Here is a 17589-nt window from a genome sequence, read left to right on the forward strand (position 1 = left end):
CTATACTAAAACAAACAAATGTTTAGTTTGGGGCGATTGCAGTGGACCTCTATCAAAAACTCTCGATATTATCCGACGCGGCCAAGTATGATGTAGCCTGTACTTCCTCGGGGGTGCAGCGCAGCGGTGCCGGCAGCACCATCGGCAGCGCAGTGGCGGCGGGCATCTGCCACGCCTTTTCGGCCGACGGGCGCTGTATTTCACTGCTCAAGGTGCTCATGTCAAACGCCTGTGCCTACGACTGTAAGTACTGCGTCAACCGCAGTTCTAACGATGTGCCCCGGGCCACCTTTACCCCGCGGGAGCTGGCCGACCTGACCATCCAGTTTTACCGCCGCAATTATATCGAGGGGCTGTTTTTGAGCTCCGGTATCATCAGAGATCCCGATCATACCTGTGAGCGGATGATCGAGACGCTGCGCATTTTGCGAGAGGAATATCGCTTTGGCGGCTATATCCATGCCAAGGCCATCCCCGGCGCCAGCGACCTGCTCATCACCCGGCTGGGCTATCTGGCCGACCGGCTCAGCGTCAACATCGAGCTCCCCTCACAAAAGAGTTTGCAGGCGCTGGCTCCGCAAAAGTCCAAGACCGATATTCTGCGCCCCATGGGACTGATCAAACAGGGCGTGCAGCAAAACAGCACCGATCTGGTGCGCTACCGGCAGGCGCCAAAATTTGCCCCCGCCGGGCAGAGCACCCAAATGATCATCGGCGCCACCCCGGATACCGACTACCAGATCCTGCAGCTCACCCAGGGGCTGTACCGCAAGTACCGGCTAAAGCGGGTGTTTTTCTCGGCCTATACGCCGGTGGTACGCGACGAAGGGCTGCTGCCGGCCATCGGTACCAAACCGCCTCTGTTGCGGGAACACCGGTTGTATCAGGCCGATTGGCTGCTGCGCTTTTACGGCTTCGACGCCTCCGAGCTGCTCGATGATGGCCACCCCTACTTTAATCCCTATCTCGATCCCAAGTGCAACTGGGCGCTGCACCATATGGAGCACTTTCCGGTCGAGATAAATCGTGCCCCTATTGAAATGTTGCTGCGGGTACCGGGCATCGGCGTGCACAGCGCACAGCGCATCGTGGCCGCTCGCCGCACCGGCAATTTGGACTACAGCGGCCTCAAAAAGATCGGCGTCGTGCTCAAGCGGGCCCAGTACTTCATCACCTGTCGCGGCAAGATCACCCCGGGCCTAAAGATCACCCCCCAGTCGGCTTTTCGGGCGCTGATCAGCGACCGCAGTGCCGCTATGCTGCCGCAGGATATGCCCCAACAGCTGTCGCTTTTCGATACGGCCCCCATCACCAGAGAGGATGTGACCCAATGTCTGACCGGGCAGATGTAGTGTACCAATACGACGGCAGCTATGCTGGGCTGCTCTGCTGTGTGTTTCACAGCGTGGCAACAAAACAGCTGCCGGTCGACATCTGCACCCCCCAGCAGGGGCAGACCAGCCTGTTTGCGGTGCACAAGATCCCAACCGAGCCGGAAAAGGCCCGCCGGGTAGAGCGCTCGATCCCTAAAAAACTGGGGCCCCGGGCTGCTGCGCTGGTACACGCCTGCTTTTTATACGGCGGCGAAGAGAAGGCGCTGACGATCTGTGCCTTTTTACAGCTGGGGTACCGGGTAGGGCCGGCCGTGGTCGACATGCTGGCCGACGACCGGGTAGCGGCACTGCATCAGCTGGCCCGGGCCGCCCAAAACGAGGCCGGGCAGATGATCCAGTTCATCCGTTTTGCCGACTACCGCGGCAGTTTGGTGTCGGTGATCGACCCCAAGCACTATGTGTTGCCCCTCATCAGGGACCACTTTACCGACCGCTATCACGAAGAGCAGTTCCTCATCTACGACCGATCCCATCAAATGGGCCTGGTATACCAGCCACACCGCTCTAAGATCGTGTCGATGCAGGACTTACAGCTGCCCGACGAGGAGGATGAGGAGCGCACCTACCAGCGTTTATGGAAAGGCTTTTGTGCCGCCGTCAACATCGTGCCACGGCAAAATCTGCACTGTCAGATGGGGCATATGCCCAAGCGCTATTGGCACAACATGGTCGAGATGCGGCAGCAGAGTGCTCCATCTAAAAAGATCGTGCTCCCCAGCGGCGATATAGCGCCCTGGTTCCCACCGGTATCCGCCGCCGATCTGCGTCTGCCCAAAAAATGAGCTGCCCAACTGCTCTTTTTTTGCGACACTCGGGCGGAGCCCTTTGTCCTTTATACCGCCGCCATTTTTAATAGGACAGATAGTTGGCATGTTATAGGCAACGCCCATTTTAAAGAAGATCGGCTCTATAAAGCCCTTTTGGGGGCATTTGCTACGCAGCGTAGCAAAAAATGCACCGCTGCAAACAGCGGTTGCTTGTCTTGCCGCCTTAAGTCTGCTATGCTGGCGCTATCGACTTAATCAGGAGGGACGAGAGTATGATCGCCGAAAAGATCAAAGCACTGCGCAAGCAGGCCAAATTGTCGCAAGAGGGGCTGGCCGACCGGCTGCACGTGTCACGGCAGGCGGTGACCAAATGGGAGACCGGTGGCGGTGTGCCCGATATAGAGAACCTGCGGGCCATCGCCCAGCTGTTCGCTATCTCGGTGGATGAGCTGCTGGGAAATAGTACCCCGCCGGCCGAGTCCAAAACCGCTCGGTTCGAGAGCATCACTGAATACGATATCGACCGCCTAAAGAGCTACGATATCACCATGGCCGGGGCCAAACGGACCGAGTTGAGCAGCTATGGCGGAGAGAAGATACGGGTGTGTCTTTATTCCGAACAACTGCCCGATATACAAAAACTGCTGAAAGTAAAGATCGACGATGTAAAACAGCGCATCGATATCGACGTGCGCCGCTTTGGCGACCTGACCGAGTCCAGGGCAAAAGAGGTGCTGGGCCTGTCCATCCAGTTTCCCCTCCACTATGTAAAGGATATCGAGCTCAGTGGCAATACCGAACAGCTCGTGGTAAAGGGGCTGTGCGCCGATAGGCTCGAGTATTCCGGCAGCGCTGGCCAGGTAGTGTTGGAGCCGGGCGTGGGCCATGTCGAGCTCAACTGCAACCGCGATATGCAGATACAGTGCCGATCACTTTCCGGGCGGTTAGATATCAACCAGCTATCGGCATCCTCCAAGCTCTCTCTACCGGCCAAGACGCCGTTTATCGCGGTGGTAAAAGGCATTCGCAACCGGGTTTTTTATCAGCGCGATGGACAGCCCACCGCCGATTTTTCTCTTTCGGGAGAGGCGGTGCAAAATTGTGAGAATATCGTGGAGCTCAACGGGATCAAAAGTGAACTGATCATCAGCAGCGTCTCAGCCAGTCGGGGAGAGGCATAGCCGTGGCGCAGCGGTACCGGTATCGCCCGGCGCTCTTTTACCTGCTCGTCTTTGTGCTGACCTGGTCATTTTGGTTTGCTGCCATTTTTACCGCCAACGGGCGGGCCGCACTGCCACTCATGTTTTTGGGGCTGTGTGTGCCGGCGGTGACCGCAGTGTGCTTTGTCATCTTTTCAGGCAGCAGAGCACTTCGGGCAGATCTTTGGCGCAAGCTGCTCCATGCAGCTTGTATCCACCCCGGCAATCTGCTGGCGGCAGTGGCGCTGTTTGCGGCTATCGTAGTGGTCTCTATTCTGGTGTCGCTATTGGTGGGGCAACCGATCTCCCAATTTTCACTCACCGCCGATTTCTCTTTTTCAGTCGGCGGCAGCTCTGCGCTGCTGACGATCCTTCTGGCCGCGGTCATCGAGGAGCTGGGCTGGCGCGGGTATGGGGAGGACGCAATCGCCCAATACCACAGTTGGTTTAAAGAGTCTATCCTCTTTGGCCTTATCTGGTCAGCGTGGCACCTGCCGCTGTTTTGGGTACCCGGTACCTACCACGCCGGGCTGCGGGCGCTGGGACTGCTCTATGCGCTCAATTTTTTGGTTAGTGTGGTGCCGCTGGGCTTTATCACTACCTGGGTATACGTAAAAAATGGCCGCAGTATGCTGGCCTGTATCATCTTTCACCTGTTTGTAAATTTCTTTCAGGAAAAGATCGCCATGACCCCGCTCACCAAATGTGTCGAGACGGTCGTGATCACCGCAGCGGCTGTGGCGATCGTGCTCTGCAACCGGGACCTGTTTTTTGAAAGGCGGCATATTGGCAAACTGCCCGATATGGGCTTTGTATAATTTTATAGCACAGCAGATAGAACCTGACGGCAGATGTCAGGTTCTATCTGTTATACTGCAGTTACAGACCACAAAACGGGCCAGGATCAAGAGCGGGGAGGGGCAGCCATGCATTTTGTAGAAACAAAAGGGATACTGTCGGCTAAAAACGGCATGAATTTATACCGAGGATGCACCCACGGGTGTATCTACTGTGATTCCAGGAGCCGGTGCTACCACATGGACCACGATTTTACCGATATCGAGGTCAAGCAAAATGCCATCGAGCTTCTAGAGGATGCACTGCGCCGCAAACGCCGCCCCTGTATGTTGAGCACCGGCTCCATGACCGATCCGTATATTCCACCCGAACAGCAGCTGCAGCATCTTCGCCAAGCCCTGGAGCTCGCCTATCGGTACGGCTGCGGCTTTACTCTCATCACCAAGTCCGATCTGGTGCTGCGCGATATCGATCTCCTGCAAAAAATAAACCGGCAGACAAAATGCGTGGTGCAGATGACATTGACCACCTATGACGATGTGCTGTGCCAAAAGCTGGAGCCCCGGGTAAGCGTTACCAGCCGGCGGTTTGCGGCCCTGCAAGCGCTGCGTGCAGCAGGTATACCAACTGTGGTGTGGCTGTGTCCGATCCTGCCCTTTATAAACGACGACCATCAAAATATCGCCGGTATCCTGGATTACTGCGTGCAGGCCAAGGTGCGCGGTATCATCTGCTTTGGCATGGGGCTCACCCTGCGCGAAGGGAGCCGCGAGTACTTTTACGCACAGCTCGATAATCTGTTTCCCCACCTAAAGAAGCGCTATATCCAGACCTATGGCGACCAGTATAGTATAGTGAGCCCACGCAATAAAGAACTCATGCAGTTTTTTCATCAGCAGTGTGCAGCGCACAGTATCATGCACGACAACCGGCAGATATTTACCTATCTGCACACGCTGGATCAAGAGCGAGATCAGCTGCGTCTTTTTTAAAAGATAGGGCTCATTTGGCGCCCCCACAGACCGATAGATAATGTACTGCTCCATCACCCACATCAGTTTGTAAACAAAACGTCTTTAATTCTACGCCAAGAGGGGGCCGACAGCCAAATATGGCTGCCGGCCCCCTCTCGGTCATAGCATTTTTGATGAAGCACCGCTGGCCAGTTAGCCGCCGGTGCCGGCACATTTTTATGTGTCTAAATGTGTTTTGATCGCACGGCGCACCTCTGCCAGATCGCTGCTACATAGCACCGGCAAAAAGGCGGCGAGCCGGTTGGGCTCCATATCCCACCAGCGCAGATCCAACAGCTGCCGGATCAGTGAGTCATCGAAGCGCTTGCGAATAGATCGAGCCGGATTGCCGCCCACCAGCGTATAGGAGGCTACATCTTTTGTCACCACCGAGTAAGCGGCGACAATGGCCCCATCACCGATCTTCACCCCCGGCATGATCACGCTCTCCCGCCCGATCCACACGTCGTTGCCAATCACCGTATCGCCTTTAAAGGGCAGCTGGGTCAGGTGGGGCGGCGTGTTCTGGGCCCACGCACCGCCAAACACGTGGAAGGGGTAGGTGCTCACACTGTCCAGTCGGTGATTGGCGCTGCCCATAACAAAGGTGGTCCCGCTGGCTATAGCACAAAATTTGCCAATAATCAGCCGGTCGCCAAACTCCGGCCAGTTAAATAACACGTTGTTTCGCTCAAAAGCAGTGGGGTCTACCGGATCGTCATAATAGGTATAGTCGCCAACTTGAATGTTGGGAGCAGTGATCACATTTTTTATAAAACAAGATGTCTTATACTCGTTTGGAAAGATCGCGTTTGGGTCTGGTATCTGCATACGAAAATGCCTCCTATTTTTTCTCCTTATCACCTCCATCTGTATTTTTCGATGCCGTTGCGACTGCTCTTTTCTTCCGTATTTCTCTCATTTTTGCTCACTCTATCGATAGTTTTTACAATTTATTCACATTTAAAGTGCGTCCCGAATACGCGTATGTTTCGTTTATCATCTACATCAGCGGCGCAAATACCCGCAGCAGCGCGCGACATATACGGGTGGGCAGCGATACCTTTTGGCACTGCTGCAATGTGATGGACTGACATTTTTGCTGCGTCTCTAAAAAGTCGCGCTTCATATCGGTCAAGCAGGGTGTCTTATACATCCACACCCCACACTCAAAGTGCAGGTACAGGCTGCGGTAGTCTAAATTGATGGTGCCCACCACACCGTAGATATCATCCACTACAAAGGTCTTAGCATGAACGAACCCGGGGGTGTACTCGAAGATCTTGACCCCGCTCTCCACCAGAATTTTATAGTAGGCGCGGGTCACCGCATGCACATACCATTTATCGGCGATGTGCGGAGTAATAATGCGCACGTCCACGCCCGACTTGGCTGCAGTGGTCAGCGCAGTGACCATCTCGTTGTCGATGATCAGATAAGGGGTATTGATGTACACATATTTTTTGGCCCGGCTTATCAGCTGCATGTAGACTGTTTCGCCCACCGCCTCGTGGTCCAGTGGGCTGTCTGAAAAGGGCTGCAGATAGCCCGGTGCCGCCAGCTGATGGCCGGTAGTACCGGTGCTGCGGTAGCGGGTATAGTCCTCATCGGTGTGTCGCAGGTAGTTCCACATGCTCAAAAACATCACCGTCAGGCTCCACACGGCGTCACCTTTAAGCATGATAGCGGCGTCTTTCCAGTGCCCGTGTTTGGGGTAGGCATTGATGTACTCGTCGGCCAGATTGATGCCCCCGGTAAAGCCGGTGTGCCCGTCAATGACTACGATCTTGCGGTGGTCGCGGTTATTGAGCCGCGCCGAGAGCACCGGCACAAAGGGGTTAAAGGCGCAGCAGGCGATCCCCAGTTTCTCCAGTTCGCGGTCGTAGTGGTAGGGGAGCGTATCGATGCAGCCAACATCGTCGTAGATCACCCGCACTTCAACACCCTGCTTTGCTTTTTGGGTCAAGATCTCCAAGATCGGGTCCCACATCTTTCCCTCTTGGATGATAAAATACTCCATAAAAATAAAGTGCTGAGCCTTTTGTAATTCTTCGAGCAGGCTGGCAAATTTGGCTTCGCCAATGGGAAAATAGGTGGCGGCAGTGTTTTGATACAGTGGTGAGAGCGCGTTGCGGGCAATATAGCGGGAGATGCTGCCGGCATCGGCGTCTATTTGGTACAGCTCGTCCGACATCTGTCCGCTCAGGTCCACCACGCTCTCGGTGTGGCGCTGTATCTCGGCCATTTTCTTGCGCTCGCGGGCACTGAGTTGGTTGCGCCCAAACATCAGGTAAAACAGCCCGCCAAAAATGGGGAACAGCAAAATTGGTACCAGCCAGGCGATCTTATAGCCGGGGTTTGAACGTCCGCCGATAATGCCCAGCGTCACGACCAGGCTCAACAGAACACAGGCAGCGTGCACATAGACGTAATAGTTGTTAAAACGCCAGATGAGGAGGACCAAAAATGCGGCCTGTATGGCAATAGACAGGCTGATGATGACCACCCGGCTAAACAGCATATTTAGAAATTTTTTCACGATGAGGGCTCCTTAACAGCAAAGTTTCGCATGTGACGAGTTTCGCGGGCGACCAAGGCCCGGGCGGATTATATAATAGATTATTATAGCATATCTTGTCCCCCGGTGCACGCTGGTCACTCGGTAGGGGAAAATCGTTTGATAAGGGGCAGTAGGCGCTGCATATTGGCCACTGTTTTAGGGGTGATATAGTGCTCGATCTGCTCCACCTGTTCCAGTTCATCCTCGCTCTGGTTGAGGGCACAAAAAAATTCACACAACACCTGGTGGCGGTGTAGCAGGTAGCTGCCGTAGTCGCTGCCTTTAGCTGTAAGAGAGATCGGCCCGTACCGCCCCGGCTCTATAAAGCCCTCTTGACGCAACCGAGCTACCATTTTTGACGCACTGGACGGTTGTACGTGCAGGAGAGCCGCTAGCGCATTCACCCCGATCTCGCCGCTCTGTGGCTGCATGCGCAGGATCATTTCTAAATAGTCTTCCATGGCCGCCGACAATTCGCGGTGGATGAGACGGTCATATCCGGTGGGCGTGTAAAATTGGTCTTGGCTGTGCACGGCAGTACCTCCGTATTTTTACCTCTGTGTCACCCTGACGGGTATGTGAATATACTGTAGCAGAAAGTGAGAGTTTCCCCGGTCTAACTTTTTGGGGAGATCATCTATATTTCTCCGGCTTCTGCCGGGTCAACCGCGTATCTTGTAGGTCGGTGCCACAGACCATACTTATGATTTTGGCGGCATACCTATGCCGCTGCGACTAGAGGAGAGATTACCGTGAAAGATAGATACCTACCGCTCGACCACCTGCACGAGGGCCAATTGGGCAGAGTCCACGCCATAGAATCAGCCGGCAGCATGCGCCGCCGCCTGCAGGATATCGGCATTATCGAGGGCACAGAGGTACAGTGCCTGCAAAAGAGCTTTTCTGGCGACCCCGTCGCCTACCTTATCCGCGGGGCGGTAATCGCCCTGCGGCAAGAGGACAGCGAGCGCATCTTAGTCGAGGCCACCAGCTTTGAACGGGGGCGGGAGAAGGTACTCAGCTGAACCGTTATCGCCGCTTAACTTTGCGCCTGCGGCCTGTAAAAAGGCCCCATAAGCGGGCGCTTTACATAGAAATACTGGCAAAGCAGATAGGAGAGGATACCATATGGGCCTAACAGCCGAATCCACCGGCCACGGTGCAGTAGATCAGGGGCTGGTGATACAGCGCACCAGCCCAGAAGAAAAAGTCATCGCTCTGGCGGGCAACCCCAATGTGGGCAAAAGTACAGTGTTTAACGAACTGACGGGGCTCAACCAGCACACCGGCAATTGGCCGGGAAAAACAGTGACCAATGCTCAAGGACGCCACCAACACGGTAAAAACAGCTATGTGTTCGTAGATCTGCCGGGTACATATTCCCTAATGGCCCACTCTGCCGAGGAGGAGGTAGCCCGCGATTTTATCTGCTTTGGCGGGGCGGATGCAGCGGTAGTAGTGTGCGACGCCACCTGTTTAGAGCGCAACTTGAACCTGGTACTGCAGACAGCTGAGATTACGCCCAACGTAGTGGTATGCGCCAATTTGATGGATGAGGCCAAGAAAAAGAAGGTGCAGATCGACCTTAAAAAGCTGTCGCAAAATCTGGGTCTACCGGTGGTGGGCGCTGCCGCCCGCAGCGGTAAGGGACTTAAAGAGTTGGTGGAGGTGGTGGAACAGGTCTCGCACGGAGAAATACACCCTGCGCCGCGCCCCATCCGCTACACAGCACCTATCGAGGCGGCTATCGCGCAGCTGACCCCAGTGCTGGATCAGGTCGATCTCAAAGATCTCTCGAGCCGCTGGGTAGCGCTGAAGCTGCTGGAGGGGGAACCGGTGCTCTGCGCTACGCTGGCCGGGCATTTGCAGGTAGACATAGGTCCAGACAGCGCAATCGGCACGGCAGTGACCGGGGCCTGGCGGCAGCTGCAGGAGCAGGGGATCGACCGCGACAAGTTTTTGGATAATACGGTATCGTGCATCGTGCTGGCGGCCGAGGAGATCTGCGAGGACTGCATCACGACCACCAAACGGTCGGGCGGCTATGACCGCAAGCTGGATAAGATCCTCACCGGTAAGTGGACCGGTATCCCCATTATGTTGGCGCTGCTGGCGGTGGTGTTTTGGCTGACCATTACCGGGGCCAACTACCCGTCACAGATGCTGGCCGACGGACTATTTTGGGTACAGGACCGACTGACCGACCTGTTTATGTGGCTGCATGCGCCGGCTTGGCTGCACGGGGCGCTGATATTGGGAGTATATCGGGTGCTGGCGTGGGTAGTGTCGGTGATGCTGCCGCCAATGGCGATCTTCTTTCCACTGTTTACGCTGCTGGAGGACTTTGGCTACCTGCCGCGGGTGGCGTTCAACCTGGACCACCAGTTTAAAAAAGCCTGTGCCTGCGGCAAGCAGGCGCTGACCATGTGCATGGGGTTTGGCTGTAATGCCGCCGGCATCGTGGGCTGCCGCATCATTGATTCGCCCCGAGAACGGCTCATCGCTACCATCACCAACAACTTTGTCCCCTGCAACGGCCGTTTCCCGACGCTTATTGCAATCATCTCGATGTTTTTTGTGGGGGCGGCTGCCGGGGCTTGGCAGTCGATCTCATCGACACTGCTGCTGACTGGGGTGATCGTGCTGGGAGTGGTCATGACCTTTTTGGTGTCGCGGCTTTTGTCAAAGACCATCTTAAAGGGCATACCATCGAGCTTTACGCTGGAACTGCCCCCCTACCGTAAGCCGCAGATCGGCAAGGTGATCGTGCGGTCGATCTTTGACCGGACGCTGTTCGTACTGGGGCGGGCGGTAGCGGTGGCAGCTCCGGCGGGGCTCATCATCTGGCTGATGGCCAACGTGCAGATGGGAGGTGTCAGCCTGCTGGCCCATTGCGCCGGATTTTTAGACCCGTTTGCCCATCTCATCGGCATGGATGGCGTGATCTTGCTGGCGTTTATTTTGGGCTTCCCCGCCAACGAGATCGTGGTGCCTATCATGATCATGGCCTATATGTCAGCCGGCAGTATAATGGAGTTCAGCAGCTTGGTACAGCTGAAGGAGCTGCTGGTACAAAACGGCTGGACTTGGCTGACCGCTGTTTGTACCATGCTGTTTTGCCTGATGCATTGGCCCTGCTCCACTACCTGCATGACCATAAAAAAGGAGACCCAGAGCTTGCGGTGGACGCTGGTCTCGTTTGCGGTGCCGACTTTATTTGGTATCGTCATCTGCTTTATCGTGGCTACGACCGCAAGGCTTTTGGGGCTGGCCTGACCGGGATGGGTGCGCGAGGCGCGGCCGTATATTCGGCGGCTGCCGGGTGTGCATGGAGCTGAAAAAAAGAAAAAGAGCGGGCGCTCCTGTGAGAGAGGAGCGCCTGCTCTTTATTGCGTTTGGGTACCGGACATTCGGCGCTAGATATCGCCGCCGCTGAGCTCGAAGAGATTTCCCTCGGGGTCACGAAAATAGGTGCAGTGCATGCCCCAGTCTGCGATGTACTGCGGCTCGCCCAAAAATTGCACGCCGGCTGCGCGGAGGCGCTGATAGTCGCCCTCCAGATCGCTGGTGGGGAGGATGGCGGCCACTGTATCGGGCTGCTGTGGGGTGCCCACAGGCGGCTGGTAGCCCTGAAACATGGGCATGTTGGCACCGGAAAAAATGGCGAAGCAGGGCGGCTGGCCCGGAGCTGTGGCGAAGGAGGTGTAGGGGCCGTTGCGGTCGCCCCAAACGGGAGTGAGACCGAGTTTTTGAGTGTAGAAGTCAAAACACTGGCCGTAATTTTTTCGCACCAGGATGCGAACAGTCAATTTGTCAAAGCGCATGATGGCTGTACTCCTTTTTATAACTGCCGGCGATGTGCGCGCTGCGCCGTGTTACAGATCGGCGTTGCCGACGTAGTTTTGACGGGTCTTTTCGTCCATGCGGTCGGCATCGGTGATCTGGCGCAGGACGCGGCAGGGGTTGCCCACCGCCACTGTATTGGCCGGGATATCACGGATGACGATGCTGCCGGCGCCGATGACCGCGTTGTCGCCGATGTGCACCCCCGGGCCGATAAAGACATGGGCACCGATCCAGACGTTGTTGCCGATATGTACCGGTTCATTGATGATGCCGCCCTGGATGCGCTCCTCGGGGTGGACCGGATGGCTGGCAGTACAGATGGTGACGTTGGGGCCGATCTGCACGTCGTCGCCGATGACTACTTCACCCGAATCCAGCAGGGTAAAACCGAAATTGGCGTAGAAATTGTTACCGATGGTGGTAAAAAAGCCGCGGTCACAGTGAAAAGGGGGCTCGATGAGGGGCTTTTCTCCCACTTTGGCAAACAGATCGCGCAAGATCTCATCGCGCTTTTGTACCTCGGTGATACGGGTGAGGTTATAGTCGTAGGTGAGCTGGCTGGCCCGGTAGGCATCCTGCCACCAGGGCTCGACGTAGTGGTAGTAATTGTCGAGCTTTACTTTGTCGTTGTAGGCCACGGGGGCACCGCCTTTCAGTTTTTCACCATGTTACCACATACTGCCAGCTTATGGCAACACAGGGCGGGCAGAATATCGGGTGGCGGCAGTTATGTACAGGGGCTTTTGGCCCCTGGTGGGTGCTCAGATCTGGTCGAGAATGTTCTGAGCGCACTGCACGAGCTCCTGCTCGCTGTAAAAGTTGACCCCGTTTTGCCGGATAGACTCCTGAATAAAGGTGGGCAGCTTGGCAAAGCAGGTGCTGGATGACAGATCAATGGGCTGTTTCATCTCCATGAAAATTCACCTCCAACAGTAGTTTTTGCCGGTGAGCACCGGTTATCGGCGCCAATCTCTGCCGGTTTTGGTGCGTGATTGACATTTTTGCCACAACGTGTAGAGTATAGTGTAGTATTGGCAAAAAAGGAGCGGTGCAGATGCGTTTTGTAAAGCGGCAATATGTGCTGAGCTGGTACTTTTTTAAAAACCGGCTGCAGAGATATTTTTGGGGCGCCAGTATTTTATTTTTTGGGGCGGCGTTGGCGACGGGGATGGTGATCGCCCGGAACCCCCAACTGCTGAGCCAGCTGTTGGAGGCGATATCAGCCACCTTTACCAGCAAAGGCGTGTACCGGGCGGACGGCGGCTTATCGCTGGTGGCAGTGCTTTTTGGAAACATTCGTGCCACCGCCACTACGGCGCTGATGGGGCTGGTGCCGTTTTTGTTTTTGCCGCTTTTTTCACTGGGGGTAAATGCCGCTATACTGGGGGTGCTGGGGGCGGCTTATACCAGTTACGGCGCCGGGCTGTTTACCTATTTTATGGGGATACTGCCCCACGGGATCTTTGAATTGCCGGCCATTGTGTTGTCGTGTGCGCTGGGGGCCTATTTGTGCTTTGAGCTAGTGTGTAAATTGGTGGGCCAGCGCCGGGGCGTACCGTTTACAGCGGTGTTTGTGAATGCACTGCGGCTGTATTTGACGGTGGCGGTGCCACTGCTGCTGATCGCCGCGCCGGTGGAGGTATACATAACGCCGCATATTTTTGCGCTGTTTTTGTGAGGCGGAGTGCGGTGGCGATATTGCCGCCGCACCTTGTAACACCCGCGTTTTTGTACTATACTAATAACATTACTGTGTAGTTTGCCCCGTGACCGGTAGTTTGCCGCCGGGGGATAGCATTTTTGTTGGAGGAGAGACGACATGGAGAGAAAGACTATTGCTCAGCTGTACCGCGCAGCCGAGCAGAAAGAGGGACCGGTAAAGGTATGTGGCTGGGTGCGCACGCTGCGCGCCTCGAAATCGCTGGGATTTATTGAGCTCAACGACGGCAGCTGCTTTAAGAATCTGCAGGTCGTTTTTGAGGACGGCAAAGTCGAGGGGTTTAAAGAGCTCTCCAAGCTGAATGTGGGCAGTGCGCTGATGGTAGAGGGAACGCTGGTGCTGACCCCGGACGCCCGTCAGCCGTTTGAGGTGCACGCGGCTGCCATTGAGGTAGAGGGCCCCTCGACCCCGGACTATCCGCTGCAGAAAAAGCGCCACTCGGTGGAGTTTTTGCGGACTATCGCCCATCTGCGCCCCCGCACCAACCTGTACAGTGCGGCTTTTCGGGTGCGCTCGGTAGCGGCCTACGCGCTGCACAAATTTTTTAATGAAAACGGCTTTGTGTACGCCCACACGCCGCTGATCACCGGCAGCGACTGTGAGGGGGCCGGGGAGATGTTTCGGGTGACCACCCTGGACATGCAAGACCCGCCCCGCAGCGAAGACGGCAGCATCGACTACAGCCAGGACTTTTTTGGCAAGGAGACCAGTCTGACAGTATCGGGCCAGCTCAACGCCGAGTGCATGGCGCTGGCTTTTGGCAAGGTGTACACCTTTGGGCCCACCTTCCGGGCAGAGAACTCCAATACGCCGCGCCACGCAGCTGAGTTTTGGATGATCGAGCCGGAGATCGCCTTTGCCGACTTGCAGGACGATATGGATCTGGCAGAGGCGATGCTCAAATCGGTCATCGGGTATGTGTTGGAGCAGTGCCCGGACGAGCTGGCCTTTTTTGACCAGTTTGTGGACAAGGGTCTGCTGGAGCGGCTGAATAAGCTGGTGAACGCCGAGTTTAGCCGCTGCACCTACACCGAGGCAGTGGAGATACTGGAAAAGGTAAAAGACCGCTTTGAGTACCCGGTATACTGGGGCTGTGACCTGCAGACCGAACACGAGCGCTACCTGACCGAACAGGTGTTTGGCCAACCGGTGTTCGTGACCGATTACCCCAAAGAGATCAAGGCCTTTTACATGCGCCTGAACGACGACGGCAAAACGGTAGCTGCTACCGACCTGCTGGTGCCCGGCGTTGGTGAGATCATTGGCGGCAGCCAGCGCGAGGAGCGGCTGGACGTATTGCGCGAGCGGATGCAGGAGATGGGCCTTAAAGAAGAGGACTACAGCTGGTACATGGACCTGCGCCGGTTTGGCAGTGCCAAGCACGCCGGATTTGGGTTGGGCTTTGAGCGGCTGATCATGTATATCACCGGTATCCAGAATATCCGCGATGTTCTGCCGTTCCCCCGCACCACCGGTTCGGCCGAGTTTTAAAGGGCAAAATTGCCAAAGGCCAGTGGCAGCGGTTTTGCTGTTTTTGATAAGTCGTGACGCTTGCTTTTGGACGAAATCACAAATGTGCTTTCTGTAAATACACGGCTGTATTTGATACAGAGACAAAATGCAAAAAAAGAGCTTGCTTGCAGGCTCTTTTTTCTTGTGTTTTGGTGAACTTTTCCCTAAACTTTGTGTGGTTTTTGCAAAAAACGATTTTGGATACTTGCATTTTTGTGCCGTTGTCCAAAGATGTTCTGAACAGTTGATACAGCTGTGTTTTTGGGTGTAGAATAGTGCATATACTAAAGAGAGAGACCGGAGCAAAGTGGTGTGTTAGCCACTAAAATGCAGGAATTTGAATTTTTGGTTTGCAAATTTTTTGAAGGGGAGTCGAGTTTTATGGCGCAGCCATACAGCGCATTGTCGACAGAGGAGATCAAGGGGAAGCTGGAGAAGTTTTACCAGCTCTATAAAATATATCAGGGCGAAGACCTGAAACTGGATATGTCGCGCGGCAAGCCCTGCACCCAGCAGCTGGACCTGAGCATGGGCATGTACAAGGTGCTGGAAGACACCCGGGACTTTTTTAGTGAGGACGGTTTTGACTGCCGCAATTACGGGATCCTAGACGGTGTACCGGAAGCCAAGCGGCTGTTTGGAGAGCTGATGGGTGTGCCGGAGGAACAGCTGTTTATAGGTGGCAACTCCAGCCTGAACCTGATGTATGACGCGCTGGCCAAGTTTATGCTGCTGGGCAATGCCCGCAGCGAGCGCCCCTGGTGCCGGGAGGAAAAAGTGAAGTTCATCTGCCCGGTGCCGGGCTATGACCGCCATTTTGGGATCTGCGAGGAACTGGGTATTGAGATGATCAATGTGGACATGTTGCCAGATGGCCCGGATATGGATGCGGTAGAGGCGCTGGTGGCGCAGGACGCCAGCATCAAGGGCATGTGGTCGGTGCCGATGTACTCGAACCCCGAGGGGACGACCTACTCGGCGGAGACGGTGCGGCGCCTGGCGGCCATGAAGCCGGCGGCCCCTGATTTTGTGCTGATGTGGGATAATGCCTATATGGTACACCACCTGGAAAAAGAGCGCCGCGACAGCTTACCCAATATTTTGGACGTGTGCGCTGAGTACGGCAGTGAGGATATGCCGCTGGTGTTCACCTCGACTTCGAAGATATCGCTGCCCGGCTCGGGCCTGGCGATCATGGCCGGCAGCCGCCGCACTATGGCCTATATGAAAAAGCGCATTTTGGCCCAGACGATCGGCCCGGACAAGATCAACCAACTGCGGCATGTGCGATTTTTTAAAGATGTGGACGGCATTATGGCTCACATGGAAAAGCACGCCGCCATTATCCGCCCCAAGTTTGAGCTGGTGGACACGATGCTGCACCGGCACCTGGACGGCCGCGAGATCGGCCGTTGGAGCAGGCCCTACGGCGGCTATTTCGTCAGCTTTTTCACCCTGGATGGCTGTGCCAAACGGGTGGAGCAGCTGTGCGGTGACTGCGGGGTGAAGCTGACTGCGGTGGGAGCTACCTACCCGTACGGCAAGGACCCGCACGACGCCAACATCCGTATTGCCCCTACCTACCCCAGCCTGGAAGAACTGCAAAAAGCCATGGAGATCTTTTGCCTGGCGGTAAAGATCGCCTCGCTGGAACAGGCAGCTCGGGAGCGGCTGGCGGCCTGAAAGGCATAGATCACGAGAATACGACACCCCGGTGGCGACTGCGCTGCCGGGGTGTTTTTATGTGCGCTCTGTGTGCTGCAAAGTATTTTGAGGAGTGGGCTGAGCGAAAATGCGGGGCGCGGAGATGTTTAGACGCTTTTTCGGAGATTACTGAAAGAGCAATTTTTTTGGCGTGCGGCACGCAAACAGATGGCCAGGATGAGTACCATCGAATTTTTATGGGGGTGGTGGTGGGCGGCAAACGAGCGCCGACAGGATGGGGGAGATAAAGAGGCGGCCGCTGTGCGGTATGGGGCTGCCGCAGGTGTGGACTATTGGCCCGTAGTGTGGTGTGGGTGCGATCGGGTGCTGTGGACCGGGCGAAACAGGTCAGGAGGGGAGCACCGACTTGACGGTGGGCGGGAGAGATCGTGAGAACATGTTGCGATTGTGGTTGTGTTTATTTTGCAGCTTTTGTGCTGTGGCGCCACAGCGCATGATTGGATTATTGGCACAACAGTTGCTCCGGTGGGCTTGGTATACAAAAACAGATCTTTGCCCGATGAAGGGCGGTCGATCTGGCGCAGACAGGTGCTTATATTGTTGGCGCGGCGCGATGTTATTGCGAGGAAGATGCAATGACATCGAATCGAACATCTGTATTTGTATGCTGGGATAAAGTAGGGCTGATGGGGAGAGCGTTTTTTGGTGATGGGATCGCGCACCGCAGAGAGCCGAGAACCAGCACATTAAAACCGGAAACAACAGCTGTGGCGGCGGTGTGTTGGGGGGAGGAGCCGGTTTGACAGCCCTGCTTTGCATGCCGTATAATAGAGAACAGACGAGAGAGTTCACCGCTGGGTGATGAAAAGGGAAGTCAGGTGCAAGTCCTGCGCAATCCCGTTGCTGTGATGCGGAGCGCCCCCACTGTGTGCCACTGGTCCTGAAGGGCCGGGAAGGCCGGGCGGCGCGCTGATGCTGAGCCAGAAGACCTGCTCTGCTCGAGATGTCATTTTGCTGCGGAGGACAGGGAATGCCGTCGACTGGAGCGATCGCTGCGCCCGTGTGATCTTTGATACTGTGGGTGCAGCGGGCACTTGGCGATAGGCTCTCTGCCC

General features: G+C 55.7%; 16 protein-coding genes and 1 riboswitch. Of the genes, 10 read left to right on the forward strand and 6 right to left on the reverse strand.

From position 1 onward, the window contains the following. Positions 1–41: 41 nt before the first annotated feature. The 5 genes from H8K20_RS04570 to H8K20_RS04590 all read left to right on the forward strand — a co-directional run bounded on the left by H8K20_RS04570 (position 42) and on the right by H8K20_RS04590 (position 5150). On the forward strand, positions 42–1352 hold the full coding sequence (locus tag H8K20_RS04570) for a putative DNA modification/repair radical SAM protein (RefSeq protein ID WP_186487614.1): 1311 nt from the start codon (positions 42–44) through the stop codon (positions 1350–1352). Beyond that, positions 1331–2176, forward strand: coding sequence for a TIGR03915 family putative DNA repair protein (locus H8K20_RS04575; protein ID WP_186487615.1), 846 nt, complete (start codon positions 1331–1333; stop codon positions 2174–2176). Before H8K20_RS04570 ends, H8K20_RS04575 begins: the two co-directional genes overlap by 22 nt. Before the next feature lie 257 nt (positions 2177–2433). Beyond that, entirely contained in the window at positions 2434–3342 is a 909-nt protein-coding gene (locus H8K20_RS04580; RefSeq protein ID WP_186487616.1) for a helix-turn-helix domain-containing protein, read from the forward strand. A 2-nt stretch (positions 3343–3344) separates the two neighbouring features. After that, a complete protein-coding gene (locus H8K20_RS04585; protein ID WP_186487617.1) occupies positions 3345–4178 on the forward strand; it encodes a CPBP family glutamic-type intramembrane protease in 834 nt (277 codons plus the stop codon). Between the two features lie 108 nt (positions 4179–4286). Next, positions 4287–5150, forward strand: coding sequence for an SPL family radical SAM protein (locus H8K20_RS04590; protein ID WP_186487618.1), 864 nt, complete (start codon positions 4287–4289; stop codon positions 5148–5150). Positions 5151–5348: 198 nt separating this feature from the next. Here H8K20_RS04590 and H8K20_RS04595 read toward each other — a convergent pair whose 3' ends face one another. From H8K20_RS04595 to H8K20_RS04605, 3 genes are all read right to left on the reverse strand, one after another. Then, positions 5349–6002, reverse strand: a complete 654-nt coding sequence (locus tag H8K20_RS04595; protein ID WP_186487619.1) for a CatB-related O-acetyltransferase — start codon at positions 6000–6002, stop codon at positions 5349–5351. Between the two features lie 172 nt (positions 6003–6174). Next, on the reverse strand, positions 6175–7710 hold the full coding sequence (gene cls, locus H8K20_RS04600; RefSeq protein ID WP_186487620.1) for a cardiolipin synthase: 1536 nt from the start codon (positions 7708–7710) through the stop codon (positions 6175–6177). Positions 7711–7826: 116 nt separating this feature from the next. Then, positions 7827–8264 (reverse strand): metal-dependent transcriptional regulator, encoded by a 438-nt coding sequence (locus tag H8K20_RS04605; protein ID WP_243562506.1) that lies wholly within the window; start codon positions 8262–8264, stop codon positions 7827–7829. Between the two features lie 219 nt (positions 8265–8483). Between H8K20_RS04605 and H8K20_RS04610 the strand changes: the two genes are divergently transcribed. Together H8K20_RS04610 and feoB are read left to right on the forward strand one after the other, a co-directional pair. Continuing rightward, complete coding sequence (locus H8K20_RS04610; RefSeq protein ID WP_105203819.1) at positions 8484–8756, forward strand: FeoA family protein; 273 nt, start codon at positions 8484–8486, stop codon at positions 8754–8756. 103 nt (positions 8757–8859) lie between these two features. Then, positions 8860–11007 (forward strand): ferrous iron transport protein B, encoded by a 2148-nt coding sequence (gene feoB, locus H8K20_RS04615; RefSeq protein WP_186487621.1) that lies wholly within the window; start codon positions 8860–8862, stop codon positions 11005–11007. A 140-nt stretch (positions 11008–11147) separates the two neighbouring features. Here feoB and H8K20_RS04620 read toward each other — a convergent pair whose 3' ends face one another. The 3 genes from H8K20_RS04620 to H8K20_RS04630 all read right to left on the reverse strand — a co-directional run bounded on the left by H8K20_RS04620 (position 11148) and on the right by H8K20_RS04630 (position 12491). After that, positions 11148–11555: a VOC family protein gene (locus H8K20_RS04620; RefSeq protein ID WP_186487622.1), complete on the reverse strand. Its 408-nt coding sequence runs from the start codon at positions 11553–11555 to the stop codon at positions 11148–11150. Positions 11556–11606: 51 nt separating this feature from the next. Beyond that, positions 11607–12215: a sugar O-acetyltransferase gene (locus H8K20_RS04625; protein ID WP_105203837.1), complete on the reverse strand. Its 609-nt coding sequence runs from the start codon at positions 12213–12215 to the stop codon at positions 11607–11609. Between the two features lie 123 nt (positions 12216–12338). Continuing rightward, a complete protein-coding gene (locus H8K20_RS04630) occupies positions 12339–12491 on the reverse strand; it encodes a hypothetical protein (RefSeq protein WP_164998124.1) in 153 nt (50 codons plus the stop codon). A gap of 140 nt (positions 12492–12631) precedes the next feature. Here H8K20_RS04630 and H8K20_RS04635 point away from each other — a divergent pair, with 140 nt between their 5' ends. The 3 genes from H8K20_RS04635 (at position 12632) to H8K20_RS04645 (ending at position 16492) form a co-directional block, all read left to right on the forward strand. Continuing rightward, positions 12632–13255 (forward strand): stage II sporulation protein M, encoded by a 624-nt coding sequence (locus H8K20_RS04635; protein ID WP_186487623.1) that lies wholly within the window; start codon positions 12632–12634, stop codon positions 13253–13255. Positions 13256–13396: 141 nt separating this feature from the next. Next, on the forward strand, positions 13397–14788 hold the full coding sequence (asnS, locus tag H8K20_RS04640) for an asparagine--tRNA ligase (protein WP_186487624.1): 1392 nt from the start codon (positions 13397–13399) through the stop codon (positions 14786–14788). A 402-nt stretch (positions 14789–15190) separates the two neighbouring features. Further along, complete coding sequence (locus H8K20_RS04645) at positions 15191–16492, forward strand: aspartate aminotransferase type Ic (RefSeq protein WP_186488204.1); 1302 nt, start codon at positions 15191–15193, stop codon at positions 16490–16492. 809 nt (positions 16493–17301) lie between these two features. Beyond that, positions 17302–17485, forward strand: a riboswitch (cobalamin riboswitch). The last annotated feature ends 104 nt before the right edge of the window (positions 17486–17589 follow it).

Source organism: Neobittarella massiliensis (ex Bilen et al. 2018), from assembly GCF_014269355.1.
Lineage (GTDB): Bacteria > Bacillota > Clostridia > Oscillospirales > Ruminococcaceae > Neobittarella > Neobittarella massiliensis.

Coding starts and splice junctions, on each gene's coding strand:
- H8K20_RS04575 (WP_186487615.1), top strand. CDS start 1,331: ATGTCTGACCGGGCAGATGTAGTGTACCAATACGACGGCAGCTATGCT.
- H8K20_RS04580 (WP_186487616.1), top strand. CDS start 2,434: ATGATCGCCGAAAAGATCAAAGCACTGCGCAAGCAGGCCAAATTGTCG.
- H8K20_RS04590 (WP_186487618.1), top strand. CDS start 4,287: ATGCATTTTGTAGAAACAAAAGGGATACTGTCGGCTAAAAACGGCATG.
- H8K20_RS04595 (WP_186487619.1), bottom strand. CDS start 6,002: ATGCAGATACCAGACCCAAACGCGATCTTTCCAAACGAGTATAAGACA.
- feoB (WP_186487621.1), top strand. CDS start 8,860: ATGGGCCTAACAGCCGAATCCACCGGCCACGGTGCAGTAGATCAGGGG.
- H8K20_RS04620 (WP_186487622.1), bottom strand. CDS start 11,555: ATGCGCTTTGACAAATTGACTGTTCGCATCCTGGTGCGAAAAAATTAC.
- H8K20_RS04630 (WP_164998124.1), bottom strand. CDS start 12,491: ATGGAGATGAAACAGCCCATTGATCTGTCATCCAGCACCTGCTTTGCC.
- H8K20_RS04635 (WP_186487623.1), top strand. CDS start 12,632: ATGCGTTTTGTAAAGCGGCAATATGTGCTGAGCTGGTACTTTTTTAAA.
- asnS (WP_186487624.1), top strand. CDS start 13,397: ATGGAGAGAAAGACTATTGCTCAGCTGTACCGCGCAGCCGAGCAGAAA.
- H8K20_RS04645 (WP_186488204.1), top strand. CDS start 15,191: ATGGCGCAGCCATACAGCGCATTGTCGACAGAGGAGATCAAGGGGAAG.